The 25654-nt window shown below is 61.4% G+C and carries 20 protein-coding genes and 5 tRNA genes; 14 read left to right on the top strand and 11 right to left on the bottom strand.

Translation table 11 applies throughout. The features are described from left to right. The first annotated feature begins 132 nt into the window (after positions 1-132). Positions 133-684 (top strand): nucleotidyl transferase AbiEii/AbiGii toxin family protein, encoded by a 552-nt coding sequence (locus tag IE093_RS20535; protein ID WP_308427219.1) that lies wholly within the window; start codon positions 133-135, stop codon positions 682-684. Positions 685-757: 73 nt separating this feature from the next. Here IE093_RS20535 and IE093_RS20530 read toward each other — a convergent pair. From IE093_RS20530 to IE093_RS20505, 6 genes are all read right to left on the bottom strand, one after another. Then, positions 758-834 (bottom strand) — tRNA-Asp (locus tag IE093_RS20530). A 3-nt stretch (positions 835-837) separates the two neighbouring features. Beyond that, positions 838-914 (bottom strand) — tRNA-Val (locus IE093_RS20525). 46 nt (positions 915-960) lie between these two features. Continuing rightward, positions 961-1037 (bottom strand) — tRNA-Asp (locus IE093_RS20520). 85 nt (positions 1038-1122) lie between these two features. Continuing rightward, positions 1123-1199 (bottom strand) — tRNA-Asp (locus IE093_RS20515). A gap of 38 nt (positions 1200-1237) precedes the next feature. Further along, positions 1238-1313: transfer RNA gene (locus tag IE093_RS20510), tRNA-Val, on the bottom strand. A gap of 127 nt (positions 1314-1440) precedes the next feature. Next, complete coding sequence (locus tag IE093_RS20505; RefSeq protein WP_229803823.1) at positions 1441-2160, bottom strand: alpha/beta family hydrolase; 720 nt, start codon at positions 2158-2160, stop codon at positions 1441-1443. Between the two features lie 175 nt (positions 2161-2335). Between IE093_RS20505 and ccoN the strand changes: the two genes are divergently transcribed. The 9 genes from ccoN to IE093_RS20460 all read left to right on the top strand — a co-directional run bounded on the left by ccoN (position 2336) and on the right by IE093_RS20460 (position 11025). Continuing rightward, a complete protein-coding gene (gene ccoN, locus IE093_RS20500; RefSeq protein ID WP_189472492.1) occupies positions 2336-3760 on the top strand; it encodes a cytochrome-c oxidase, cbb3-type subunit I in 1425 nt (474 codons plus the stop codon). Positions 3761-3782: 22 nt separating this feature from the next. Then, on the top strand, positions 3783-4391 hold the full coding sequence (ccoO, locus tag IE093_RS20495; protein ID WP_189472490.1) for a cytochrome-c oxidase, cbb3-type subunit II: 609 nt from the start codon (positions 3783-3785) through the stop codon (positions 4389-4391). A 2-nt stretch (positions 4392-4393) separates the two neighbouring features. Next, complete coding sequence (locus IE093_RS20490; RefSeq protein ID WP_189472488.1) at positions 4394-4627, top strand: cbb3-type cytochrome oxidase subunit 3; 234 nt, start codon at positions 4394-4396, stop codon at positions 4625-4627. Continuing rightward, positions 4624-5553: a cytochrome-c oxidase, cbb3-type subunit III gene (ccoP, locus tag IE093_RS20485; protein WP_189472486.1), complete on the top strand. Its 930-nt coding sequence runs from the start codon at positions 4624-4626 to the stop codon at positions 5551-5553. Before IE093_RS20490 ends, ccoP begins: the two co-directional genes overlap by 4 nt. A 101-nt stretch (positions 5554-5654) precedes the next feature. Next, a complete protein-coding gene (gene ccoG / locus IE093_RS20480; protein WP_229803821.1) occupies positions 5655-7091 on the top strand; it encodes a cytochrome c oxidase accessory protein CcoG in 1437 nt (478 codons plus the stop codon). After that, positions 7088-7609, top strand: coding sequence for a FixH family protein (locus tag IE093_RS20475; RefSeq protein WP_189472485.1), 522 nt, complete (start codon positions 7088-7090; stop codon positions 7607-7609). The genes ccoG and IE093_RS20475 overlap by 4 nt, the downstream gene beginning before the upstream one ends. 37 nt (positions 7610-7646) lie before the next feature. Then, on the top strand, positions 7647-10127 hold the full coding sequence (locus tag IE093_RS20470; protein WP_189472484.1) for a heavy metal translocating P-type ATPase: 2481 nt from the start codon (positions 7647-7649) through the stop codon (positions 10125-10127). Then, a complete protein-coding gene (gene ccoS, locus IE093_RS20465) occupies positions 10124-10315 on the top strand; it encodes a cbb3-type cytochrome oxidase assembly protein CcoS (RefSeq protein WP_189472483.1) in 192 nt (63 codons plus the stop codon). The genes IE093_RS20470 and ccoS overlap by 4 nt, the downstream gene beginning before the upstream one ends. Continuing rightward, on the top strand, positions 10315-11025 hold the full coding sequence (locus IE093_RS20460) for a sulfite exporter TauE/SafE family protein (protein ID WP_189472482.1): 711 nt from the start codon (positions 10315-10317) through the stop codon (positions 11023-11025). The genes ccoS and IE093_RS20460 overlap by 1 nt, the downstream gene beginning before the upstream one ends. Positions 11026-11221: 196 nt before the next feature. Here the strand turns inward: IE093_RS20460 and ttcA are convergent, their stop codons facing one another. The 3 genes from ttcA to IE093_RS20445 form a co-directional block, all read right to left on the bottom strand. Further along, entirely contained in the window at positions 11222-12124 is a 903-nt protein-coding gene (gene ttcA, locus IE093_RS20455; protein WP_229803819.1) for a tRNA 2-thiocytidine(32) synthetase TtcA, read from the bottom strand. Positions 12125-12218: 94 nt separating this feature from the next. Beyond that, a complete protein-coding gene (locus IE093_RS20450; RefSeq protein ID WP_189472480.1) occupies positions 12219-12836 on the bottom strand; it encodes a 3'-5' exonuclease in 618 nt (205 codons plus the stop codon). A gap of 34 nt (positions 12837-12870) precedes the next feature. Continuing rightward, positions 12871-14688, bottom strand: coding sequence for a DUF294 nucleotidyltransferase-like domain-containing protein (locus IE093_RS20445; RefSeq protein WP_189472479.1), 1818 nt, complete (start codon positions 14686-14688; stop codon positions 12871-12873). An 877-nt stretch (positions 14689-15565) separates the two neighbouring features. On the opposite strand from IE093_RS20445, the gene IE093_RS20440 reads away from it, so the two are divergent. The 4 genes from IE093_RS20440 to IE093_RS20425 all read left to right on the top strand — a co-directional run bounded on the left by IE093_RS20440 (position 15566) and on the right by IE093_RS20425 (position 22364). After that, positions 15566-15826, top strand: coding sequence for a DUF4212 domain-containing protein (locus IE093_RS20440; RefSeq protein WP_189472477.1), 261 nt, complete (start codon positions 15566-15568; stop codon positions 15824-15826). Positions 15827-15832: 6 nt separating this feature from the next. Further along, positions 15833-17599, top strand: coding sequence for a sodium:solute symporter family protein (locus IE093_RS20435; RefSeq protein ID WP_189472475.1), 1767 nt, complete (start codon positions 15833-15835; stop codon positions 17597-17599). Between the two features lie 97 nt (positions 17600-17696). Then, entirely contained in the window at positions 17697-18212 is a 516-nt protein-coding gene (locus IE093_RS20430) for a hypothetical protein (protein WP_189472473.1), read from the top strand. A gap of 201 nt (positions 18213-18413) precedes the next feature. Further along, positions 18414-22364: a hybrid sensor histidine kinase/response regulator gene (locus IE093_RS20425; RefSeq protein ID WP_189472471.1), complete on the top strand. Its 3951-nt coding sequence runs from the start codon at positions 18414-18416 to the stop codon at positions 22362-22364. A gap of 238 nt (positions 22365-22602) precedes the next feature. On the opposite strand, the gene IE093_RS20420 is transcribed toward IE093_RS20425, so the two are convergent. After that, positions 22603-23268 (bottom strand): response regulator, encoded by a 666-nt coding sequence (locus IE093_RS20420; RefSeq protein WP_189472469.1) that lies wholly within the window; start codon positions 23266-23268, stop codon positions 22603-22605. Between the two features lie 289 nt (positions 23269-23557). Further along, positions 23558-25507 (bottom strand): acetate--CoA ligase, encoded by a 1950-nt coding sequence (acs, locus tag IE093_RS20415; protein WP_189472467.1) that lies wholly within the window; start codon positions 25505-25507, stop codon positions 23558-23560. Positions 25508-25654: the final 147 nt, after the last annotated feature.

Below are 25654 nucleotides of genomic sequence, written 5' to 3'. Positions count from 1 at the left end.
TACCGGAAACGCGCCTATCAGCGTCAACGACGGGGAGAACAAACCGCGTCGTCAGAATGACGAAATTACCCCACCCAACCGGCCATTTTGATTGTCGCCAAGCGGTCAAAGTAGTTGACGTCGCATAGGCAAGTGGCCGTGGTGACCTCCCCTGCCAGGCCAGACATGCCAAAACAGCGCATTAAACTGGAAATTGCCAGCATTCCGGCTTATACCCGGGAAGCACACGGTGTGCAGGTCCATTACTCATTCCTGCCCGATGGGTATAGTGACCTCCTGGTGGTGACCGAGAGCATGGACGAAATCATGGCGGACAAACTCGTATCACTGGTCAATACCCAAAAGTATGTTCGCCACCGCGACATCTGGGACCTTCAGTGGCTTAAACAGCAAGGGGCCAAACCCGATATCGACCTCGTGCAAAAGAAGATCCATGACTATCGGGTCGAGCACTATGGGGACAAGGCGCGCCAAATGCAGGAGAGGCTTCCAGGGATCATTTCTGGACAGTCGTTCAATAATGAAATGACGCGCTTCCTGCCGACAGAGACGCTTGAAAGAACGATTCACAATCCGAAGTTTGCCGACTTCCTGTCTCGAGAGCTCAAGAACCTGCTTGGCAGCGTTGTGCAGACGCTTGAGGGGCCGGAGCCTGGTTCAAGTGAACCGGAATTCACTCTCTAGCTAGTACGAGACTGCCAGCAAACAGAAACCCCGAGCCTTTTAGGCTCGGGGTCGGAATTCGGAATATCGATGATGGCGGACCGGACGGGACTCGAACCCGCGACCTCCGGCGTGACAGGCCGGCATTCTAACCGACTGAACTACCGGTCCGCATGGTGGGTGATACTGGACTCGAACCAGTGACCCCCAGCATGTGAGGCTGGTGCTCTAACCGACTGAGCTAATCACCCTATCGATGGGCGGTGGGTACCGTGGATACCCAATGTCAGTGCAAGATGGCGGACCGGACGGGACTCGAACCCGCGACCTCCGGCGTGACAGGCCGGCATTCTAACCGACTGAACTACCGGTCCCCTTTGCGAAGCTGGCCGGGTGTGGCCGTCGACGCGGATCCTGGCATCTGACAGTGACAGCGGCCTTGCGCTGCCGAGCGGAAAGTGGCGGACCGGACGGGACTCGAACCCGCGACCTCCGGCGTGACAGGCCGGCATTCTAACCGACTGAACTACCGGTCCGCATGATTTCCTTCGTGATCGAGCGCATCGTCAGACGATGGTGGGTGGTACAGGGTTCGAACCTGTGACCCCCAGCTTGTAAGGCTGGTGCTCTCCCAGCTGAGCTAACCACCCTCGGTCACGTGGCGCTGCATTCTACAGAGGCAGCCGCTAATGTCAACGCTTTTCGAACCTTGGCAGCCTCTCTCATGGTACACCGATTCTCGCTCGCGTTCATTGGCCTGTTCGCTGTTACGCTCCTTCAATGATACATCGCCATATACTCGCCGATGACCTTGGCCGCCTCCTCGATGAGCGACGTCTGGGTCCGCCCCGAGACCTTGCGTGGTTTCCAGTCGTGCTCGCCATCCTCAAGAAAATGAACTCGTGTGCGAGATGTCAGGTCATAGCCTGCGACCTCGTCTCGACCGCCGAATGGATCGCGAGCGCCCTGCATCACCAGCACCGGACAAGCGAGCAGCGGCCAATGCGCCAGACGGGTCTTTTCCGGTTTACCCGGCGGGTGGAAAGGATAGCCACACAGGACCAGCCCGGCGGCAGAATCGCGAGCCGCCAGCAGGCTGGCTGCCCGCCCTCCCATCGACTTGCCCCCCAGCCAGGGTGGCGAGAGATTCGGATGTGACACAATGTCGCACCAGCCGGCTAGCTCATCCACCAATCGGTCAATTTTCGGAGGCGGCCGGCGGCGGCCCTCCTCACGCATCCGCTGCATGTAGACAAACTCAAAAGCCAGGGTCTGCACCCCCTGCACCTCCAAGGCCGAGCGCAACCGTTGCATGAAAGTTGAATCCTGACCGGCGCCTGCGCCATGGGCTATCAGCAGTCGCCCATGACGGGCCTCACCCCGCACCTCCAACGGCCCTCGCCCCACAACCCAGAGACGCCCCTGCCCCCCTTGCCCCAAGTACTCAGGGGCCTCTTCAGGCATCAGCCGAGCATAATCCTGAACGTTATCTTCCAACACACCTCCTCCTTTAGTAGCTACGCTTTAAGCGGCAATGCATGTTCAGCTTAGGCTCAGGCTGCGCTAGAATCGCGGCCCTGAATATTGACCTACATCATCATGCGGGCGGTCGAGCCCAGGCACACTAGCGCCCGGGACGTCTCCCCCACACCGCGTTCGATGGGAACCTGACATGAGCACAGCAATAGAGCACCCGACCTACAACTACAAGGTAGTTCGGCAGTTCGCGATCATGACGGTGGTATGGGGCATCGTGGGCATGACCCTCGGTGTCACCATTGCCGCTCAAATGGTATGGCCGGAACTGAACCTTGGACTTCCCTGGACCAGCTTCGGCCGCCTGCGCCCCTTGCATACCAACGCCGTGATCTTCGCCTTCGGTGGCTCGGCGCTGTTCGCTACCTCCTACTACGTGGTGCAACGGACCTGTCAGACTCGCCTGTTCTCCGACAAGCTCGCCGCCTTCACGTTCTGGGGCTGGCAAGCAGTGATCCTCTCCGCCGTGATCAGCCTGCCGCTGGGCTATACCACCTCCAAGGAATATGCCGAGCTGGAATGGCCTATCGACCTTCTGATCGCCGCGGTCTGGATCGCCTATGCCGTGGTCTTCCTCGGCACCATCAAGGTCCGCAAGACCTCTCATGTCTATGTCGCCAACTGGTTCTTCGCCGCTTTCATTCTCACCGTCGCGGTGCTGCATATCGTCAACAGCGCAGAAATGCCGATCTCGGCAATGAAGTCTTACTCCATCTACGCCGGTGCCGTCGATGCCATGGTGCAGTGGTGGTATGGCCACAACGCAGTCGGCTTCTTCCTCACCGCGGGCTTCCTGGGCATGATGTACTACTTCGTGCCCAAGCAGGCCGAGCGCCCAGTCTACTCCTACCGGCTGTCGATCGTGCACTTCTGGTCGCTGATCATCATCTACATGTGGGCCGGCCCGCACCACCTGCACTATACCGCGCTGCCCGACTGGGCACAGTCCCTGGGCATGATCATGTCGATCATCCTGCTCGCACCGTCCTGGGGCGGCATGATCAACGGCATGATGACCCTCTCTGGCGCCTGGCATAAGTTGCGTACCGATCCTACCCTGCGCTTCCTGGTAGTGGCACTGTCGTTCTACGGCATGTCGACCTTCGAAGGCCCGATGATGGCCGTCAAGACCGTCAATGCGCTGTCTCACTACACCGACTGGACCATCGGCCATGTTCACGCCGGGGCACTGGGCTGGGTCGCCATGATCACCATCGGCTCCATCTACCACTTGCTGCCGCGCCTGTATGGCCAGACCGAAATGTTCTCGGTCAAGCTGATCGCCGTGCACTTCTGGCTGGCCACCATCGGCACCGTGCTGTACATCGCCGCCATGTGGGTCAACGGCATTCTGCAAGGCCTGATGTGGCGCGCTGTCAATGCCGACGGCACCTTGATGTTCACCTTCATCGAGGCGGTGGAAGCCAGCCATCCCGGCTACGTCGTGCGCTGGGTCGGTGGTCTGTTCTGGGTAACCGGCATGCTGATCATGGCCTTCAATACCTACATGACCATCCAACGTCGCGAAACCATCAGTCAGCCGATTCCGCAGACCGCCTGAGCAACCAGGGAACCAGATAGCGATGAAACACGAGATTGTCGAAAAGAACGTCGGTCTGCTGGCCGTGTTGATCCTGGTGGTGATCAGCTTCGGTGGCCTGACCGAGGTGGTCCCCCTGTTCTTCCAGAAGGAAACCACAGAGCCAGTAGAAGGGCTTGAGCCACTTTCCGCATTGGAGCTGGAAGGGCGCGATATCTACATCCGCGAAGGTTGCATGGGCTGCCATTCGCAGATGATCCGCCCATTCCGAGCCGAAACCGAGCGCTACGGCCACTACAGTGTCGCTGGGGAGTTCGTCTACGATCACAACTTCCTGTGGGGCTCCAAGCGTACTGGCCCGGACCTGGCCCGCGTCGGTGGCCGCTATAGCGATGACTGGCATCGTGCCCACCTCTACAACCCCCGCGATGTGGTACCCGAGTCGATCATGCCGGCCTACCCGTGGCTGTTCGAGAACACGCTCGACGGTCGTGACACGCCACGCAAGATGAGGGTGCTGCGCAGCATGGGAGTACCTTACACCGACGAAGACATCGAGGGTGCCACCCGAGCGGTACGTGGCGAACAGGAAGTCACCGCCCTGGTCGCCTATCTGCAGCAACTGGGCACCGTGCTCGAGGGTACGCGTTGATCATGGATATGGGGACCTTTCGCGGCATCATCACGCTGCTGGTACTGATTTCCTTTCTCGGGATCATATGGTGGGCCTACTCCAAGCGTCGCAAGAAGGATTTCGACGAGGCGGCGAACCTGCCCTTCGCCGATGACGATGATGAACCGCAGAACCGTGACGATAGCGCCTCCGGTCGCGAGGCTGATTTCCGCCACGCTGATTCCCGCAAAGACAAGGGAGACAAGAACACATGACTAATCTATGGGGTGACTCCCTTTCCGGTTTCTGGAGCGCCTGGATCATCGTCATCACGCTGGGCACCATCGCCTTCAGCGGCTGGGTGCTATGTGCCAACCGCAAGACCGACAAAGTGCCGGATGCCGAGGGCAACGTGGATACCACCGGCCATACCGCCGATGGTATCGAGGAGTACGATAACCCTCTGCCCCGCTGGTGGTTCATGCTGTTCATTGCCACCATCGTCTTTGCACTAGGCTATCTGGCCCTCTATCCGGGGCTGGGCAACTATGGCGGTGCGCTGGGCTGGACTCAGGAAACCCAATGGGAAGAGGAGGTCTCGCAAGCCGAGGAGCGCTATGCGCCGCTCTTCGCCCAGTATCAGGAGGTCCCGATTCCCGAGCTGGCCCAGGATTCCGAGGCCATGCGGGTCGCCGAACGGATCTTCCAGAACAACTGCGCGGTCTGCCACGGTGCCAACGCTCAAGGCGGCTACGGTTTTCCCAACCTGACCGATGACGCCTGGCTGTACGGTGGCGAACCCGAGAACATCGTCACCACCATCACCAACGGCCGCAATGGTCTGATGCCGTCCTGGCAGCAGTTGGGGAGTACCAATATCGAACACGTCACCCAGTACGTGCTATCGCTGTCGGGTCTCGAGCACGACGAGCAGCGCGCCGAGCAGGGGCAGGCGATCTTCGCCGCCTCATGCGCCGCCTGCCACGGGCCGAATGCTACCGGCAACCAGGCATTGGGAGCCCCCAATCTGACCGACGACGACTGGCTGTACCAGGCCCCCGGGCAGAGCGTGGCCGACGCCGTGCGCCAGACCCTGCGCAATGGTCGCAACGGCCATATGCCGGCGCAGGCCGCTTATATCGGCGAAGACCGCGTCCACCTGGTTGCCGCCTACGTCTACAGCTTGAGTCTGCAAGACTAAGCACCCAATGGGTGCGGCCTCGAGTCGCACCCATTCTCTCCCCCCTCGCCAGCCGCTAGAATGGTCCTATCTCCACGCCTGCAGCCCACTGTGGTATTGCCATGCCAGACAAGATCCCGACTCGGGACGTGACCCCCGACCCGACGGTCGGTCGACACGACCCCCGCGAGACGGTCACCCAGGAGATGTACGCCAAGCGCCAGCATCTCTACGTGCGTGAGATCAAGGGATTGTTCCAACGCATCCGACGCAGCACCAACTGGATGCTGATGGCGCTGTTCTTCGGGCTACCCTGGCTGAACTGGGGCGACCGCCCCGCCGTGTGGTTCAACCTGCCCGCCCGGGAATTCCACGTCTTCGGTGGCACCTTCTACCCGCAGGAGTTCTTCCTGCTGGCCTGGCTGCTGATCATCTGCGCCTTCGGCCTGTTCCTGGTCACGGTGTTCGCCGGCCGGGTCTGGTGCGGCTACACCTGCCCCCAGAGTGTCTGGACATTTCTCTATATCTGGGTCGAGCACCGTATCGAGGGGCCGCGCAACCGGCGCATCAAGCTCGACAAGCAATCCTGGTCGCTGGACAAGGCATGGCGCAAAGGCGCCAAGCATGCCATATGGCTGGCTATCGCCTTTGCCACCGGCATCGCCTTCGTCGGCTATTTCACCCCGATTCGCGAATTGGTCATGGACATCGCCACCCTCAGCGTCGGCGGTTGGGCGATCTTCTGGATCGGCTTCTTCACGGTGTTCACGTATCTCAACGCTGGCTGGCTGCGGGAACAGGTGTGCATCTACATGTGCCCCTATGCCCGCTTCCAGTCGGTGATGTTCGACAAGGACACCCTGATCGTGTCCTACGACACGGCGCGCGGAGAGCCTCGCGGGGCCCGCAAGCGCGGCATCGACCCTCGGGAGAAGGGACTGGGCGACTGCATCGACTGCGATCTCTGCGTGCAGGTCTGCCCCACCGGCATCGATATCCGCGACGGCCTGCAGTACGAATGCATCACCTGTGCCGCCTGCATCGATGCCTGCGATAGCGTGATGGACAAGATGGGCTATCCACGTGGGCTGATTCGCTACACTACCGAACACTCGCTGGAAGGTAACAAAACTCGTATCATGCGTCCTCGCCTGCTTGGCTACCTGGCCGCACTGGTGGTGATGATCGGACTATTCGGTTGGACACTGGGCGAGCGCACTCCTCTGGAATTCGACATCGAGCGCGACCGCAACCAGCTCTATCAAATGACCCATGATGGACACATCAGCAACGTCTATACCCTCAATATCCGCAACCTCGATGACCGCGAGCATACTTATCGGTTGAGTGCCGAAGGCCTGCCTGGCCTGACCCTGAGCGGCGACGAGCAGGTTACCGTCAATGCCGGCAGTACCCGAATGGCAGCCATCGAGTTGCGCCTCGAGGCCGATGTCATCGATCGTCCCAGTGTACCGGTCCAAATCAGCGTACAAGCGGTGGACGACGACTCCATTCGCCATGAGCGCGAAACGCGCTTTATCGGAGAGCTCAAGAGATGACCCAGGACCCTCACTCCTTGCCCCCGTGGTACAAGCAGTTCTGGCCTTGGTTCCTGCTTGGCATCCTGCTCTCGTCGGTGGCTGTGAGCACCACTTTCCTGGTGCTGTCGATCAAGAGCTACGACGGCATGGTAGAGGACAACTATTACAAGCAGGGCCTGGCCATCAACCAGGTCATCGAGCAGGACCGTCGCGCCGCCGAGCTGGGCCTGTCGGCCGAGCTACTCATCGACGACCTGACCGGTGACATCACCGTCGAACTAGACGGCGAGCGTCGCCCTGAACGTCTGCTGCTGGCACTGGTATTCCCCACTAGGGGCGATCGCGACCTGAACCTGACCCTCGAGCACGTGCGCGACGGCCACTACACCGGCCAAGCCCCCAGCCGCCTGGAATACCGCTGGTACCTGCGGCTGCAACCCATCCAGGAAGAGCCCGAGTGGCGCCTGAACGGCGAAGCCAGTTTCCCTCAGGACGCCCCCATTATCCTCACCCCTGGAGAGACAAACGAAGGTTGATGCTCATCGTAACGGCATCCCTTCATGGGAGACGTTCATGACCAGTGTCGGTGCCGACACGTTGCTCCATGACACGGAGAGCTGCTACCACTGTGGCAGCCGCGTGCCCGATGGCACCCCTTGGACAATCGACCTGGATGACACCTCCCATCCCCTGTGCTGCCCTGGCTGCCATGCCGTGGCCCACGCCATCGTCGACGGCGGGCTGGCCAGCTACTACCGCTATCGCACCGAGCTGCCCGAGCGTCCAGGCGAGCGCCGCACCGCCCAAGCCGAGACCTGGGCGGTGTTCGACGATCCTGGCTTGCAGCAGGCCTTCGTCCATCCGGAAGGGGACGAAGGCCATGTCAGCACCACCCTGGCAGTGGATGGCATCACCTGTGCCGCCTGCGCCTGGCTGATCGAACATCGTCTCAATGCCCTCGACGGTATCGTCTCGAGCGCGGTCAACCTGACCCATCACCGGCTCCGCGTGGCCTGGGACCCCAGCCGAATCGAGCTGTCGCGCATCCTCGCCGAAATGGCATCCATCGGCTATACCGCCCAGCCCTACGAGCCTGATCAGGCCCAGACTCGCTTGCAGCACGAGGAGCGCATGAATGTGCGCCGCCTGATCGTCGCCGCCGTGGCGATGATGCAGGTGATGATGTTCTCGATCCCGATCTACGTTACCGAACCCGGCCAGCTCAGCCCCGATTTCCACGCCCTCTTCCACTGGCTCTCCTTCGCCCTCGCCACGCCAGTGGTACTGTTCTCGGCCCAACCCTTCTTCCGCAACGCCATCCGTGACCTGCGCTCGCGAGTGCTGGGCATGGACGTACCGGTATCGATCGCCGTCGGCGGCGCCTACCTGGCCAGCGGCTATGCGGTGATATTCGATGTCGGCGATGTGTATTTCGACTCGGTCACCATGTTCACTTTCTTCCTGCTGTTCGGTCGCTATATCGAAGTACGCGCCCGCCGCCGCAGCGGCCACACCGGCAATGCCCTGTCGAGCGTGCTGCCGATGTCGGCAATCCGCCTCACCGACACTGGCGAAGAGCGCATCCTTCCGGCCAGCCAACTCAAGGTCGGCGACCGGGTGCTGATCAAGCCCGGCCATGGCGTGCCCGCCGATGGCGTGATCGAGGACGGAGAATCGAGCCTCGACGAGTCGATGCTCACCGGCGAATACCTGCCGGTGACCCGGCGCGTTGGCGACAACGTCACCGGCGGCAGCCAGAACGTCGAGAGCCCATTGGTGATTCGAGTGACCCATGCCGGCAAGGACGCTCGAGTCGCTCGCATCGTCGATCTCACCGACCGCGCCTTCGCCAGCCGGCCGAAGATCGCTCAGATGGCCACGCGCATGGCCCACCTGTTCGTGCTGCGCTTGCTGTTCGTTACGCTGGGAGTCGCCGCAGTGTGGTGGTTCATCGATCCCACGCGGGTGCTGTGGGTCACGCTCTCGGTGCTGGTGGTGACCTGCCCGTGTGCCCTGGCGCTGGCCACCCCCACGGCCCTGACCGCAGGTCACGGCCAGTTGCACCGACGCGGCGTGTTGATCACTCGTGCGCATGCCATCGAGACACTATCCCAGGCAACCCGGGTGATCTTCGACAAGACCGGTACCCTTACCGCCGGCCAGATGCAACTGGCCGACACCCGTGCTCTGGTCCCGCTCGACGACGACCGGCTACGCAGTCTCGCCGCCGCCCTGGAAGCCCACTCCGAACACCCTATCGCCCGGGCCTTCCGCCCGTTCCGCCAGGCCACGGTACGCGCCAGCGACGTGGTCAATCGTCCCGGCTCGGGTCTGGAAGGATACATCGATGGCCGCCTGTATCGTCTCGGCAAACCCGACTTCGCGGCCCCGGATCACCACCCTGCGATGCCTGACGATCGCCAGTGGCTTCTGCTCGCCGAGGCTGGCGAGCCGTTGGCCTGGTTCGCCGTACAAGACCACCTGCGCGAAGACGCCGCCGCCAGCGTGGACGCCCTCAAGGCCATGGGGTTCGACGTCGAGCTGCTGTCTGGCGATACCGCCGGAGCCGTTGGCGAGCTGGCCTCGCGGCTAGGCATCGACACTTGGCACGCTGCAGCCAGCCCGGAAGACAAGCTGGCCCGTCTCAAGGCATTGCAGGCAGACGGCGAAACCGTGGTGATGGTTGGGGATGGCATCAACGACGTGCCCGTGCTGGGCGGTGCCGACGTGTCGATAGCCATGAATGGCGCCACCGACCTGGCCCGCACCAGTGCCGATGCCGTCTTGCTGAGCCCCCGGCTTTTGCGTATCGTCGAGGCCATCGAGATCAGCCGCGTCACGCGTCGCGTCATTCGTCAGAACCTGATCTGGTCGGTGTGCTACAACTTCTCGGCCCTGCCGTTGGCCGCGATTGGCGTCGTTCCCCCATGGGTGGCGGCGCTGGGCATGTCCGCCAGCTCATTGGTGGTGGTGAGCAATGCCTTGCGAATCGGTCGTTTGCGTGGCCCTCTCGCCACCGGGACCGCCCCTCGTGTCCAAGCGGAGCCCGCATGAGCATACTCTACCTGTTGATACCGCTGACGCTGATCCTGCTGTCACTGGCCATCTGGGCCTTCTTCTGGGCTGTGAAGAACGATCAGTTCGAGGATCTGGAAGGCCCGGCGCATCGCATCCTGTTCGACGAGGACGAAAACGACCTGACACCACCCCCCACTTCCAACGACCACGATTCGCATCGCTGATGGATCCGACCGGCCTCGACCTGCCACCCCTGATGGCCGCCTTCGTCTTCGGCCTGCTGGGTGGCGCCCACTGCATCGGCATGTGCGGCGGCATCATGAGCGCCCTGAGCTTCGCCGTGCCCCCCAGCATGCGCCATCCGGCAAGGCTTACCGGCCTGATGCTCGGCTACAACCTGGGTCGCGTTTCCAGCCACATGATCGCTGGTGCCCTGGCCGCCGGCCTCGGCACGCTGGTGGGCGGTGTGGCCGGCGAACTGCGCTTGGCATTGCAGGTGCTGGCCGCCACGATGCTGATCCTCATGGCCCTGTACATCGCCAATTGGTGGAAGGGCTTACTACACGTGGAAGCCGTAGGGCGTCGTCTGTGGCGCCACCTCGAGCCATTGGGCCGCCGCCTGATGCCGGTGGTAAAGGTGCCCCAGGCTGTTGCACTGGGCGCCGTATGGGGCTGGCTGCCCTGCGGGCTGGTCTACTCGATGCTGGCATGGAGCCTGGCCATGAGCGACCCTCTGCGTGGCGCGAGCTTGATGGGAGCTTTCGGGCTCGGCACACTACCAGCGTTGCTGGCCACCGGCTTCGCCGCCCGGGGCCTGGGCAACCTGATTCGTCACCCGGCCACCCGCACGATTGCCGCCACGCTCATCATCGCCTTCGCCGTGTGGCAACTGTGGAACCTGTGGCCCGCATCCCCCTCTCCGGCACACCACTGATCGGCTCCGCATGCCCCCGGCAAACGAATGATCGAGCGTTTGAAGCTGGAAGACGTCGCTTCGCGACTTGAAGATGGAAGATCGCTGCTTTGCAGCTTGAAGAAAGAAGAAATGAGAATTTATCGCATCTTCCCTCTTCCCTCTTCCCTCTTCCCTCTTCCCTCTTCCCTCTTCCCTCTTCCCTCTTCGAGCGTAATTAAACCTCGCGCCCAAGATCGAGCGCTTCGATCCGCGTTTCGCGCATCTTCACTTGTTTGGCTTCCAGCCCTTGGAAGTCGAACAGGTCGCGGTCGGCGAGTTGCGAGGGCGCAACGTTGGTCACCGCCTTGAACATGGTTTCCAGTCGCCCGGGGTGTTTCGCTTCCCACTCGGCGAGCATCTCCTTGACCACCTGGCGTTGCAGGTTGGGCTGGGAGCCGCACAGGTTGCAAGGGATGATCGGAAACCGCATCTGGCGCGCAAACTCGGCGATATCCGCCTCGCGGCAGTAAGCCAGCGGGCGGATGACGATGTTCTTGCCATCGTCGGAAAGCAGCTTGGGTGGCATCGCCTTGAGCGTGCCGCCGAAGAACATGTTGAGGAATAGCGTCTCGAGGATATCCTCGCGATGGTGGCCAAGCGCCACCTTGGTGGCACCGATCTCCTCGGCGAAACCATACAACGAACCACGCCGCAGTCGCGAGCACAGCGCACAAGTCGTCTTGCCTTCCGGCGTCTTTTCCTTGACTACCGAATAGGTGTCACGTTCGAGGATGTGATAGTCGACGCCAATCGACTCGAGATATTCGGGCAGTACATGTTCGGGAAAGCCGGGCTGCTTCTGGTCGAGATTGACCGCCACCAGCGAGAACGACACCGGAGCGTTACGCTGCAGGTTTCTGAGGATCTCGAGCATGGTGTAGGAGTCCTTGCCACCGGACAGACACACCATCACCTTGTCGCCATCCTGGATCATCCCGTAATCGATGATCGCGTTACCGACCTGGCGCCGCAGACGTTTCTGCAGCTTGTTGAATTCACGCTTTTCCTTGGCGGAAGGTGACTCGCTGGCGCCACGTTCGGCCTGGCCGGGACCGGATTCGGAAGCGGTATGGGTCATGATGGCGTCGGACATGATCACAGGCAGACTGACGGGAAATGGGCGTATATCTTATCATCGTCCGTGCCGCGCTGACGATCTCGATTCGCCGTGGTCAACCATCGGGACGCGCGTGTTTCTGCATCCGCACATACATCAACGCCGTGGTCACCGCGTCACCCAGCGCCGTATGCCGACCCATGACCGGTACGCGCAGGGCATCGGCAACGCTCTCGAAACTCAAGCATGGCTCGATCACGGGATGGCTACGCCGCAGATTGCGTGCATAACGCTGCTCCACGTCGATCACGCTGTTGGGAAGGTCGAATCCCAGAAGTGGTCGCAGGTGACGGTTTATCACCGTCAGGTTGAAATCTATCCGCCAGCCCAGCAAGGGACGATTGCCGATGAAGTCGAGCAGCTTGACCAAGGCATCGCGCACGCAATCGCCTCCGACGAGGTCGATCCCGCGTAGACCATGGATGCGGATGGAATCGCCAGTCAAACTTGCCGGGCGCTGCAAGCGTAAATCCAGTGAGTCGCTGGTCAGCACACGGTCGCCGCGTACCTTGACCGCCGCGATCGACACCAGTTCGGCACTGCGTGAATCGAGTCCCGTGGTTTCGCAATCGATGGAAACCAATTCATCTCCCATGTAGGGGTTGAACAACCATCCGTAGTCGCCACCTGCCTGGCGGCGGCGATCGGCGGCACGCCTCAGCGTTCTCAACATCGCCATGCTCCTGTCGTAACCGCTCGTGCCATGTTCAGTACTCGAGGTGGAAGCGGTGCGAAAGACGTTGCTTGAAGTCCTTGACGATATGCAGCGCCTCGCGCAGCAGGTCACGCTCCAGCGACGATAAATCCTGTACCACTACTCGGTTGGTATCGCGCCCTTCTCCCTCACCATTCAGGCGCGCCAATTGCTGCTTGAGGCGCAGCTCGGTGAACAACGCTAGCGCTTCGCCCAGGTCCTCGGCGAAACTTTCCTCCAACCGCCCCTCCTCGGCCAAGGCATCGAGCCGTTCCAGCGTCGAGGTAGGACGTATGCGGCGCTCCAGTGCCAGAGTTCGCACGCCATGCACGATGGGGAAAATGCCGCCCTTCTTGATGTCGATGCCGTGCTGGGGTTTCTTCAGCGAACCGAACAACGTCAGCGGTGTGGAAAAACGCAACACCGTGCGCGCGAAATGCGAGAGCAGGATCTCATCGCGCGAACAACGCTCGAACAATTCATCGCGCAGGCCTTCCAGCAGGCTGGAGTTGCCCGCCACCGCATGGGCATCGAGCAGGATCGACAGATTCATCAGACTGTCGCCGTCACGGCTACTGGCCCAACGTGCGACCTTGCCACGCCACTCCGACTCGCTGCCTACCCAAGCCGGGTTGGACACCATGATATTGCCAGGGCAACGCGGATAGCCTAGTCGGATCAGGGTCTCGGTGACCCGCTGCATCTGCTCCTGGCAGTCCGGCCAGTCGGCGTCGTCGGCAAGGATCAGGCCATTGTCCTGGTCGGTCTTGAGGATCTGTTCACCGCGTCCCTCGCTGCCCATCACCATCAAGCAGCTATGTTCGAGATGGCGAGGCTCGACCAGGAAATCGAATGCCTTGGCGATGATGCGGCCATTGAGCGCCGCCAGCAGGCCCATGGCGAAACGCAGCTTGACGCCCTGGGCCATCAGAGCCTGCACCAGTTCCGGGGTCCGGGCACTGGCCCTGACCAATTCATCGAGACTGTCGGCCTGTTCGACCTGGAGGCTGACCACATAACTGCGGCTGGAGAAATAGCTGAGCACATCGGTGAGTTCGACCACCCCCACCGGCTTGTCCTGTTCGACGACGACGACCCTGGCGACTTCGTGCCGGGTCATGCGCACCAACGCCTCGAACAGGTACTGGTCGGGGCGAGCGGTAACCAGGTCGAAATGCGCGATACCCATGACAGGGCTACTCTGTTCGAGCCCTTCCACCACCAGGGCGTTGAGCAAGTCGGTCTTGGTCACCATGCCGAAACGTTCGCCACTGCCCACCAACAGGCTGTCGGCATGGCTGTCGTTGAGCATGTTGACCGCGTCGCGAATGCTGGTGGATTCACCGACCAGCAGCGGGTCGCGCATGCACTCGCTGACCTTGGCCAACATGAAGCCCGCCATGGTCACCCCGCCCTCGGCACGACGCTCTGTCAGCAACCGAGTCTTGTGACTTAGGCTCTGGCGGAAGAATTCGGCGAAGCCCGGATAATCGTTGCACAGGCGCTCGAACAACGCCTTGGGCATCAGGTAGCAGAGGCTTTCCTGTTCGGCCTTGAAGCGATAACGACTCTTGCCATTGAGTATGCTGATGGCACCGAACAGATCCCCAGCCGTATAGTGACCGATGCGAGCCTGAGCACTTGGCATGGAGGTATCCAGCTCCGCGACTTCGCCCTTGTGAATCAGAAAGACGAACTCACCGGGCTGGCCAGCGTCGAGGATGATCTCATCGCTATCGAAGTAGGCAAGGTCGATGCCACTGCGTACACGCTCCCGCCCCGCCTCGTCGAGCAAGGTGAAGGGAGGTTGAGTGAGATCGACATCGACCATGAGACTGCTTCCTTATGTTGAACCTGCGCCGCTCCTCATTGGTCCGACGTCGGGTCCAGGAATGTTCGGATAATGCCGCCCCATTCCCTGGCCACCGGAGTCATTCGTGGAAGTCGGCATGACGGCTGCGCATCAGCCTTGAGGAAAGCACTGCTTTCATCGGGCAATTGTCTTGCGGTTACCTGATAAAACACTTCGTCAACTGCATGGAAAAACTTCAACGGTCCACAATCACGAGCCATCGCGGTAATGGTCTCGCCAGAATAGCAACGTCATGTTTTAAGAAAAAAGCTAGACCATCGTTCTAGGCAACGCGGACTAGACTATTGTCCTATATGCCACAGGGCTAGACCATCGTCCTATGAATGGCTTCCCCTTCTTGCTACTATCTGCAACATCCAGAATCAACCCATTGTTTTTCAAAGCTTTATCTCACCACTCCTCTAGATCAGCCTTCCCTTATAATACCAAAGTATGGGATTTTATTTTCTGCATTTGTTGACCAGTATTGCTCTTGACTCATGCAGGCCAATCGCACGTCGATAATGCACCTCGAAAAGCGCAGAAAGACGGAGCGTAAGGGAAGCGCTGAATAAATCGGCGAGCATGCTCAAGCGCAAGGCGCACGGAGCACAGGAACCGGAGCATATGGGGTATATGTGAGGATTCCGAGCACCGCGCAACGCAGCGATTGAGTAGCGCAGACATTTATTCAGTGTTTCCTAAGGACGACTTTAGTCGCGTATGAATGGCGAATATATCGTACCGAGGTGAGCCGTTGTTTACGAGCGATTGCCCTGATGAGCCAGCCAAGGAAATGCTGAATCTCTCACTCCAGATGCAACCCTTCACATCACAACAAGCGGAGAGCAACACTATGGCAGATGATAAATCCAATGCCGCTGCTTACTGGAAGGCGAACGTCCGTCTGATCACCGGCTGCCTGATCGTCTGGGCTTTGGTGTCCTACGGCTTCGCCATCCTGTTACGCCCCCTGCTGTCAGGTATTCCTGTCGGTGGCACGGACTTGGGCTTCTGGTTCGCCCAGCAAGGTTCCATCCTGACTTTCATCGGCATCATTTTCTTCTACGCATGGAAAATGAACCGGCTCGACAAGAAGTTCGGTCTTGAGGAGTAAGCCAGCATGAGCCAATTTGCAATCAACTTGCTATTCGTGGGCGCCTCATTTGCCCTCTATATCGGCATCGCGATCTGGGCCAAGGCCGGTTCGACCAAGGACTTCTACGTCGCCGGCGGTGGGGTACACCCCATTACCAACGGCATGGCGATCGGGGCCGACTGGATGTCTGCCGCATCGTTCATTTCCATGGCGGGTCTCATCGCCGCCGGGGGCTATGCCAACTCCACCTTCCTGATGGGCTGGACAGGTGGCTATGTGCTACTGGCCACGCTGCTGGCTCCCTACCTGCGCAAGTTCGGCAAGTTCACGGTTCCTGAATTCATCGGCGACCGTTTCTACAGCAAGCAGGCGCGGCTGGTGGCGGTGATTTGCCTGATTGTGGCCTCGGTCACCTACGTCATCGGCCAGATGGCTGGTGCCGGCGTGGCCTTCTCGCGTTTCCTGGAGGTCGACGCGACCATGGGCCTGATCATCGCCGCCGTTGTGGTGTTCGTCTACGCGGTGCTGGGTGGCATGAAAGGCATCACCTACACCCAGGTGGCCCAGTACATCGTGCTGATCATCGCTTACACTATTCCGGCGGTGTTCATCTCCCTGGAGCTGACCGGCAACCCGCTGCCGCCGCTGGGCCTGTTCTCCACCCACAGCGAATCCGGCGTGCCGCTGCTGACCAAGCTCAACCAGGTGATCACCGACCTGGGCTTCAACGAGTACACGGCGGATGTGGACAACAAGCTGAACATGGTCCTGTTCACCCTGTCGCTGATGATCGGTACCGCGGGTCTGCCGCACGTCATCATCCGCTTCTTCACGGTGCCGAAGGTGGCCGACGCCCGCTGGTCCGCCGGCTGGGCCCTGGTGTTCATCGGCCTGCTGTACCTGACCGCGCCGGCCGTAGCCTCCATGGCACGCCTGAACCTGATGACCACCATCTACCCCGACGGCCCGACCGCCGAGGCCATCCAGTACGAGGAGCGTCCGAACTGGGTGCGCGAGTGGGAGGTCACCGGACTGATCCAGTACGAGGACAAGAACGGCGACGGCCGCATCCAGCTGTACAACGACACCGAGGCGTTCGCTCCGACCGCCGAGGCACGCGGCTGGGAAGGCAACGAGCTGACCGTCAACCGGGACATCCTGGTACTGGCCAACCCGGAGATCGCCAACCTGCCCGGCTGGGTCATCGGCCTGATCGCCGCAGGCGGCCTGGCGGCTGCCCTGTCCACCGCCGCGGGCTTGCTGCTGGCCATTTCCTCGGCCATCAGTCACGACCTGATCAAGGGCTCGATCAACCCCAGCATCTCGGAGAAGGGCGAGCTCCTGGCCGCTCGGATATCGATGTCCGTCGCTATCATCGTGGCCACCTACCTGGGGGCCAACCCGCCCGGGTTCGCCGCCCAGGTCGTGGCGCTGGCCTTCGGTATCGCCGCCGCGTCCCTGTTCCCGGCCCTGATGATGGGGATCTTCTCCAAGCGGGTGAACAACAAGGGTGCCGTCGCCGGCATGCTCTCCGGCCTGATCTTCACCCTAGTGTACATCTTCGTCTACAAGGGCTGGCTCTTCATCCCGGGCACCAACAACCTGGCGGACATCCCGGAGAACTGGGTGCTGGGCATCTCGCCGCTGTCCATCGGCGCAGTGGGTGCCATTATCAACTTCGCCGTGGCCTTCCTCGTCTCCATGGCCACCGAGGAGCCTCCGCAGGAAATCCAGGACCTGGTGGATAGCGTGCGCTATCCGAAAGGTGCTGGCGGGGCGATCAACCACTAAGCCATAATGGTCCACGCCCCGGTAGCTCCGGGGCGCGGGATCGAACCATATCGGGCTTCCCAACGGGAGGCCCGATTGCTTTCAGAAAGGGCGACACATGATTTGGCATCTGATTGCAGCACTGTTTGCCGGCCTGGGGGCGGCGGGAGTAGGGCTGCTATTGCGTTCCCTGAGTGGCAAGCGGTTGCCACGCTGGATCATTCCGGTATGCGGTGGCGTGGGCATACTGGCATTTCAGATACACCACGAATACTCATGGTTTCACTACAAACAGCAGCAACTGCCGGAATCGGCCACGGTGGTATCCACCAAGGAAGAGCGAATGTTCTGGCGCCCCTGGACCTACCTGTTCCCCTTGACCACCGCCTTCAACGTCATCGACCGGGATAGCATGGTGAACACGCAGGCGAACGAGGAACAGGTGGTCGAGTTCATCCTCTATCGCTTCGAAAAGGAGTATGTCGATGTGGTGCAGCACCAGGCATACCTGATGAACTGCACGGCCGGTGAGATGCTGCCGCTCATGGGCGAAGAGCATCGGCCACGACTTTCGGAATTGCGGCGCGTCGACGCCTCCGATCCCCTGTTCCAGGCGGTTTGTCCAGACGCATGACCCTGCCCTCCCGGCCAGCATTGCCCAGGGAAACGCTGAATAAACCGACGAGCAGTTCAAGCACAAGGCGCCCGGAGCGCAGCAACCGGAGCATATGGGGTATATGTGAGGCTTGCGAGCACCGCGTAACGCAGTGATTGGGCTGCGCAGACATTTATTCAGCGATTCCCTAGAATGGCCGCATACACAGGGGGATACTGCATGTTCTCTGGTTGGCTGCTGATCGCCGTTTCGCTTCTTTACATCGCCGTGCTGTTCGCTATCGCTTGGCGTGGTGACCGTCATGCTCAGCGCTACGGCGCGACCCAGCGGCGGCCGGTGATCTATAGCCTGGCGCTGGCCATCTACTGCACTTCCTGGACCTTCTATGGCGCCGTGGGGGAAGCGGCAACCTCGGGCTGGTCGTTCGCCAGCATCTTTGTCGGCCCAGTCCTCACCTTCATGTTGTTCTGGCCGGTGCTGGCCAAGATGATCCGCGTGGCCAAGCACCAGAACGTGACCTCGATCGCCGACTTCATCGCTTCGCGCTACGGCAAGACGCAATCTCTGGCAGCTTTCGCCAGCCTGGTGGCATTGATCGGCACCCTGCCTTACATCGCCTTGCAATTGAAATCGGTATCGGCCTCTTTCACGGTGCTCACCGATACCTCGGACCTGACCCGCACGCCGCTATTCGCCGACACCGCCTTCTACGTCGCCGCGGTAATGGCACTGTTCGCCATCCTGTTCGGCACCCGCCACACGGATGCCACCGAGCACCACGAAGGCCTGGTACACGCCATCGCCTTCGAATCCCTGGTCAAGCTGCTGGCCTTCCTGGTATTGGGCGCCTATGTCACCTGGGGCATGTTCGAGGGACTGGGCGATCTGCTCATGCGCGCCGATACCCAGCTAGAACTGCAGCGCCAGCTCGCCGAACAGGACTTCGGTCATAGCTTCTGGGCCCAGACCCTTCTGGCGATGCTGGCGATCTTATGTCTGCCGCGCCAGTTCCATGTCGCCGTGGTCGAGAACACCCACCGCGACGATGCCAGCATGGCGCGCTGGCTGTTCCCCTTGTATCTGTTGGCATTTGGCTTTTTCGTGCTGCCGATCGCCGCCGCAGGGCTGACCATCTTCGCTGACACGGGCGTGGAACCGGATACCTATGTGCTGGCCATCCCCATGGCCGCCAACAACGAGCTGCTGACCCTGCTGACCTTCATCGGCGGCTTTTCGGCGGCCACCGGCATGGTGATCGTTGCCGCGGTGGCGGTGTCGATCATGATTTCCAACGAGATCGTGATCCCGGCACTGTTCCGGTTGCGCTGGTTCGACACCAAGCCTCGCGACTATGGGCGCCTGGTATTGCGCGCCCGACGCATCACCATCTTGGTGATCCTCGCCCTGGCTTACGGCTTCTATCAGCTGATCGCGGAATACAGCACCCTGGCCTCGACGGGCATGCTCTCGTTCGCCGCCGCCGCGCAGTTCGCGCCGGCCTTGCTCGGCGGCCTGTACTGGAAGCGAGGCAACCGCATGGGGGTCATCGTCGGCATGAACGCGGGCTTCGCCATCTGGGCCTATACCCTGCTGCAGCCCACTCTGATCAATGCCGGAGTGCTGCCTGCCGCCTGGCTCACCGGCGGCCCGCTGGGCATCGCCTGGCTGGCTCCCACGCAACTGTTCGGGCTCAATATCGGTGACAGCTTCACTCACGGCGTGATGCTGTCGCTGGGCATCAACCTGTTCTGCTATATCTTCGTCTCACAGATGACGCCGCAGCGAGTGGTCGAACGCATCCAAGCCTCGCTGTTCGTCGACAGCGTCGAGACCCGCCAAACTTCGGTCAACCGTCCTTGGACCGGCGCCACCACCGTCGGCGATCTGAAGGTGCTGTGCGAGCGCTTCCTGGGCTCTGCCCAAGTGAATCGCGCCTTCGACGACTACGCGCGACGCACGGGCAAGCCATTGGAAGATGCCGCGCGCGCCTCCATCGATGTCATTCAGTTCACCGAACGCTTCCTGGCCTCGGTACTCGGCGCCTCCTCGGCACGTATCGTGGTCAACTCGGCCCTGCAAGGTCGCGGCATCGGCATCTCCGATGTGATCTCGATCGTCGACGAAGCCTCGCAGGTGCTGGAATTCAATCGTGCCCTGCTGCAAGCCACCATCGAGAACATCAACCAAGGCATCAGCGTGGTCGACCAGAACCTGCGCCTGGTGGTGTGGAACCAGCGCTACCTGGAGCTGTTCCGCTTTCCCGACCACCTGATCCGCGTCGGCGCGCCGGTCGACAAGATCTTCCGCTACAACGCCCACAACGGCGAGTACGGGCCCGGCGATCCCGAGGAGCACGTCGAGCTGCTGCTCGACAACATCCGCCAGGGCCAGCCGCACCGCTATGTGCGCTATCGCCAGGACGGCAGCGTACTCGAGGTGCAAGGCAACCCCATGCCCGGCGGCGGTTTCGTCTACACCTACCAGGACATCACCCAGCAGAAACGCATCGAGGAAGCGCTGATCCGCTCGGAAAACAACATCCGCATCTATACCGATAACGTGCCGGCGCTGATCGCCTACTTCGACAAGGAGTGCCGTTACCTCTTCACCAACCGCGCCTATGAGCAGGTATTCGGGATCGATCGCAACGCAGTGATCGGTGAGCGGATGGAGAGCGTGATACCCGAGCAAATCGCCCGCGAGCGCATGCCCTGGATGCGGCGCGCCCTGGAAGGCGAGCGCGTCAGCTTCGAGACTTCGCTTGATGATGGCGAAGGCGGTACCCGCTACATGCTGGTCACCTATACCCCACACTTCGGCGACAGCGGTGCCATTCTCGGCTTCTTTGCCCTCTATCAGGACATCACTGAACGGCGTCTGGCCGAGATCGCCCTCAAGGAGACCAACGAGAATCTGGAAGAGCGCGTGCGCGAACGTACCCAGGCACTTTCGGAGGCCAACGCCGCGCTGCGCCAGGAAAACCGAGTGCGCGCCGAGGCCGAACAGGCGCTGCGGCAGGCCAAGCAGGTGGCGGAAGACGCCAATGCCTCCAAGACTCGCTTCCTGGCCGCTGCCAGCCATGACCTGCTGCAGCCATTGAACGCCGCGCGGCTATTCACTTCGGCACTGTCACAGGAGATGGATGCCGACGATCTCAAGCGCACCATCGGGCATATCGACAACTCGCTGCAGGCCGCGGAGGAACTGCTCGGCACCCTGCTCGATATCTCCAAGCTGGACGCCGGCGCTCTGACGCCACGACGCAGTCGTTTTGCCCTGGCCGACATCTTCCGCCCGTTGCGCGCCGAGTTCGAGGTGATGGCCGAGGAGCGTGGCCTCGACCTGGTCGTGGTGACGACCCGCTGCTGGGTCGACAGTGACGCCCAGATGCTGCGGCGTATCGTGCAGAACTTCCTATCCAATGCCATTCGTTATACCCAGCATGGCCGCGTATTGCTGGGTTGCCGACGCCATGGTCAGCGGCTATCCATCGAGGTCTGGGACAGTGGCCCAGGCATTCCCGAATCCAAGCAGACCGAGATCTTCCAGGAATTCCGTCGTCTCGACCAGGCATCGCGCCACAAGGAGAGCGAAAAGGGCCTGGGGCTTGGGCTGTCGATCGCCGACCGCATGAGCCGGGTCCTCGATCATCCGATACATGTCCGCTCCTGGGAAGGCGTGGGGACGGTATTCAAGGTCAGCGTGCCGATGGTCGCGGCGGGCGAGGCTCGTCGCACCGAAGACCTGCCAAGCCGGCGGGCCGGCAACAAGCTGGCTGGCACCCGCATCATCTGCATCGACAACGAGTCACTGATCCTCGAGGGCATGAAAGCGATGCTCTCCGGCTGGGGCTGCGAGGTGTTCACGGCGACCACCATCGGTGGCGCCAAGTCGATCCTTCGCCATCTGGATAGCGACCCGGACGCCATCCTCGCCGACTACCACCTGGATAACGAAGTCACCGGGCTGATGGCCCTGGACGCCTTGGCCGAGCGCTGCGAGGGTGTCGTACCGGGAATCGTGATCACCGCCGATCGCACCGACGAGGTTGCCGAGGAAGTCAAGCGCGGAGGCTATCAGCTACTGCTCAAGCCGGTACGCCCCGCCGCGCTGCGCGCGCTGCTGACGCGTACCTTGCAGGCAAACCGAGCGGCGAGGCAGGAAAGCTAGCGCGCTTCGCGCGAGCCGCGAGCCGCGAGCCGCGAGCCGCGAGCCGCGAGCCGCGAGCCGCGAGCCGCGAGCAGTATGATAGAGAGCAAAAAGCCCGTGACAACGTCACGGGCTTTTTGCCCGAAGCCCGAAGCCCGAAGCCCGAAGCCCGAAGCCCGAAGCCCGAAGCCCGAAGCCCGAAGCCCGAAGCCCGAAGCCCGAAGCCCGAAGCCCGAAGCCCGAAGCCCGAAGCCCGAAGCTAGGACTCTTCCACCTTCGGCGGTTCGACCTCGAGCTTCTGGGCGGCGATCACTGCCTGGGTGCGGGAATGCACGCCGAGCTTGCGCAGGATGGCGGTGACGTGAGCCTTGATGGTGGCTTCCGAAACATTGAGCTCGAAGGCGATCTGCTTGTTGAGCAGGCCTTCGGTGAGCATGTTGAGGACACGGAACTGCTGCGGGGTCAGCGAGGCGATCGCCTCAGCGAAGCGGGTTTCCTCCTCGTCGGCCTCACCCAAGGCTTCGGCCAGCTCGGGTGGCAGCCATACTTCGCCATTGAGAATCTCGCCTACCGCCTCTGCGATCAGCGAAAGCGATGATGATTTGGGAATGAAGCCGGAAGCACCGTAGTCGATGGCACGGCGCACCACGTGCGGTTCGTCGCTGCCAGAGATCACCGCCACGGGAACGTCGGGTGTCTGGCCGCGCAACTGTATCAAGCCGGAGAAACCGTGCGCACCCGGCATGTGCAGGTCGAGCAGGATCAAATCCGCATCGGGATGGCGCGTCACCACCTCGGTGGTCGCTTCCATGGTATCGGACTCGACGATCTCGGCCTGAGGCGCCAGTTGACGCAGCGCCTGCGTCAAGGCGGCGCGGAACAGCGGATGGTCATCGGCAACGATGAATTTCTGGGCAAAGGCCATTGGATCTCCTCCGGTTCCTCTAGCAGCGATCAGGCTTGCCGGCTGCCTCGGCGCTGGTCTGGTTCGTTGTTGGTAATCGGCATGTTACCCCATGGCGTGGAAGATTCCCAAGCACATGACTCAACTGTCAACAACGTTGGGGTGACGCATGAAAAAGCCGACCATCACGGTCGGCGAAATGACGAGGAATACCAAGCGCCTGAAAGGCGCCAACGTGCTCCACCGTGCCTCGATGCCCGCTTGGGCACCGAGGCGTCAAATGGAACGTACTCCCCGTTCGATACCTCACTCAGCGGTTGACGCGATTGGCGATCAACTCATCGACCACGCTGGGATCGGCAAGCGTGCTGGTATCCCCCAGCCCCTCGCACTCGTTGGCGGCGATCTTGCGCAGGATACGACGCATGATCTTGCCCGAACGAGTCTTGGGCAGGCTGGGCGCCCACTGGATCACATCCGGCGAGGCGATCGGCCCGATGTCCTTGCGCACCCACTGGGTGAGTTCCTTCTTGAGCTCGTCGCTGGGCTCGTAGTCGTCCCCCAGGGTGATGTAGATATAGATGCCCTGGCCCTTGATGTCGTGGGGATAACCGACCACGGCGGCCTCGGCCACGGCCTGGTGTGCCACCAGGGAAGACTCGATCTCGGCGGTTCCCATGCGGTGGCCAGAGACGTTGAGCACGTCATCGACACGGCCGGTGATCCAGTAATAACCATCCTCGTCGCGACGGCACCCGTCACCGGTGAAGTACATCCCCTCGTAGGTGGAGAAGTAGGTCTGCACGAAGCGCTCGTGGTTCTTCCAGATCGTGCGTGCCTGGCCCGGCCATGAGTCGAGAATCACCAGGTTGCCCTCGGTGGCGCCTTCCAGAATCTCGCCCTCGTTGCTGACCAGGGCCGGCTGCACGCCGAAGAACGGACGCGTGGCCGAGCCCGGCTTGAGGTCGATGGCACCTGGCAGCGGCGAAATCATGATGCCACCGGTCTCGGTCTGCCACCAGGTGTCGACGATCGGGCACTTCGAGTTGCCGATCACGCGATAGAACCATTCCCAAGCCTGGGGGTTGATTGGCTCGCCCACCGACCCCAGCAGGCGCAGGCTGTCGCGCTTGCTGGATTCCATGACATGGTCACCGTGCGCCATCAGGGCACGCACCGCGGTCGGAGAGGTGTAGAGGATCGCCACGTTGTGTTTGTCGACGACCTCGCCCATACGACCATTGGTCGGATAGCTCGGCACGCCTTCGAACATCAGGGTGATGGCGCCATTGGCCAATGGTCCGTAGACGATATAGCTATGGCCGGTGACCCAACCCACGTCGGCGGTGCACCAGTAGACCTCGCCGTCCTTGTAGTCGAAGACGTACTGATGGGTCATGGCCGCGTGCAGGAGATAGCCACCGGTGGTGTGCTTGAGACCCTTTGGCGCGCCGGTGGAACCGGACGTATAGAGGATGAACAACGGATCCTCGGCGTTCATCGCCTCGGCGTCGCAGGCCGTGGCCTGCTTGTCGACCAGTTCGTGGAACCAGACGTCACGCTCTTGCTTCCAGTCGATCTCGCCACCGGTACGCTTGACGACCAGCACCTTCTCGGCGACATCGGCTCCCTGGCGCGTCAAGGCCGCATCGACGTTGTCCTTGAGCGGCACCCGCTTGCCACCACGCACCGACTCATCGGCGGTGATCACCACCTTCGACTGGGAGTCGACGATACGCTGCGCCAAGGCATCGGGCGAGAACCCCCCGAACACCACCGAGTGGACCGCACCGATGCGCGCGCAGGCCAGCATGGCCATGGCCGCCTCGGGAATCATCGGCATGTACAGGGTGACGGTATCGCCCTTCTTGACCCCCAATTCCTTGAGGGCATTGGCCATTTGACAAGTGCGCGCATGCAGCTCGCGATACGTCAGGGTCTTGGATTCACTGGGATCGTCGCCTTCCCAAATGATCGCGGTCTGATCGCCGCGCTGTTCCAGATGACGATCCAGGCAGTTGACACTGGCATTGAGTTCGCCATCCTCGAACCAGCGAATGTCGACATTGTTCGAGGCAAAGGAAGTGTTCTTGATCCGCGTCGGTGCCTTGATCCAGTCAAGCCGCTTGGCCTGTCCGGCCCAGAAAGCCTCGGGGTCGTCGACCGACTGCTGGTACATGGCCAGATACTTTTCGTTGTCGACCCAGGCATTGGCGGCAAAATCCTCGCGCACCGGATAGACGTTCTGCTGTTCGGTCATGGAGAAGCTCCTGTCCAGGAGAGTGATCCGAGAAAGTTCATATTGCCGACCCAGCGTTATGATTGATGAGCCGACCCTGAAAGCATGCCCAGCATATACCGGGGGCGACCGTGGCGCCTTTTAGACATTGGTATTAACATTTTTCCA

This window comes from Litchfieldella qijiaojingensis (assembly GCF_014651875.1).
Lineage (GTDB): Bacteria > Pseudomonadota > Gammaproteobacteria > Pseudomonadales > Halomonadaceae > Litchfieldella > Litchfieldella qijiaojingensis.
The sequence above is the reverse complement of the archived record's forward strand: the minus strand, read 5'-3'. Positions and strand labels throughout refer to the sequence as shown.

Bases quoted from the DNA above. Each gene is read 5' to 3' on its own strand.
- IE093_RS20425 (WP_189472471.1), top strand. From the start codon at position 18,414: ATGTTCTCTGGTTGGCTGCTGATCGCCGTTTCGCTTCTTTACATCGCC.
- IE093_RS20440 (WP_189472477.1), top strand. From the start codon at position 15,566: ATGGCAGATGATAAATCCAATGCCGCTGCTTACTGGAAGGCGAACGTC.
- IE093_RS20435 (WP_189472475.1), top strand. From the start codon at position 15,833: ATGAGCCAATTTGCAATCAACTTGCTATTCGTGGGCGCCTCATTTGCC.
- ccoS (WP_189472483.1), top strand. From the start codon at position 10,124: ATGAGCATACTCTACCTGTTGATACCGCTGACGCTGATCCTGCTGTCA.
- ccoN (WP_189472492.1), top strand. From the start codon at position 2,336: ATGAGCACAGCAATAGAGCACCCGACCTACAACTACAAGGTAGTTCGG.
- IE093_RS20445 (WP_189472479.1), bottom strand. From the start codon at position 14,688: ATGGTCGATGTCGATCTCACTCAACCTCCCTTCACCTTGCTCGACGAG.
- IE093_RS20475 (WP_189472485.1), top strand. From the start codon at position 7,088: ATGACCCAGGACCCTCACTCCTTGCCCCCGTGGTACAAGCAGTTCTGG.
- acs (WP_189472467.1), bottom strand. From the start codon at position 25,507: ATGACCGAACAGCAGAACGTCTATCCGGTGCGCGAGGATTTTGCCGCC.
- IE093_RS20450 (WP_189472480.1), bottom strand. From the start codon at position 12,836: ATGTTGAGAACGCTGAGGCGTGCCGCCGATCGCCGCCGCCAGGCAGGT.
- IE093_RS20490 (WP_189472488.1), top strand. From the start codon at position 4,394: ATGGATATGGGGACCTTTCGCGGCATCATCACGCTGCTGGTACTGATT.
- ccoG (WP_229803821.1), top strand. From the start codon at position 5,655: ATGCCAGACAAGATCCCGACTCGGGACGTGACCCCCGACCCGACGGTC.
- IE093_RS20460 (WP_189472482.1), top strand. From the start codon at position 10,315: ATGGATCCGACCGGCCTCGACCTGCCACCCCTGATGGCCGCCTTCGTC.
- IE093_RS20420 (WP_189472469.1), bottom strand. From the start codon at position 23,268: ATGGCCTTTGCCCAGAAATTCATCGTTGCCGATGACCATCCGCTGTTC.
- IE093_RS20430 (WP_189472473.1), top strand. From the start codon at position 17,697: ATGATTTGGCATCTGATTGCAGCACTGTTTGCCGGCCTGGGGGCGGCG.
- ccoO (WP_189472490.1), top strand. From the start codon at position 3,783: ATGAAACACGAGATTGTCGAAAAGAACGTCGGTCTGCTGGCCGTGTTG.
- ttcA (WP_229803819.1), bottom strand. From the start codon at position 12,124: ATGACCCATACCGCTTCCGAATCCGGTCCCGGCCAGGCCGAACGTGGC.
- IE093_RS20470 (WP_189472484.1), top strand. From the start codon at position 7,647: ATGACCAGTGTCGGTGCCGACACGTTGCTCCATGACACGGAGAGCTGC.
- ccoP (WP_189472486.1), top strand. From the start codon at position 4,624: ATGACTAATCTATGGGGTGACTCCCTTTCCGGTTTCTGGAGCGCCTGG.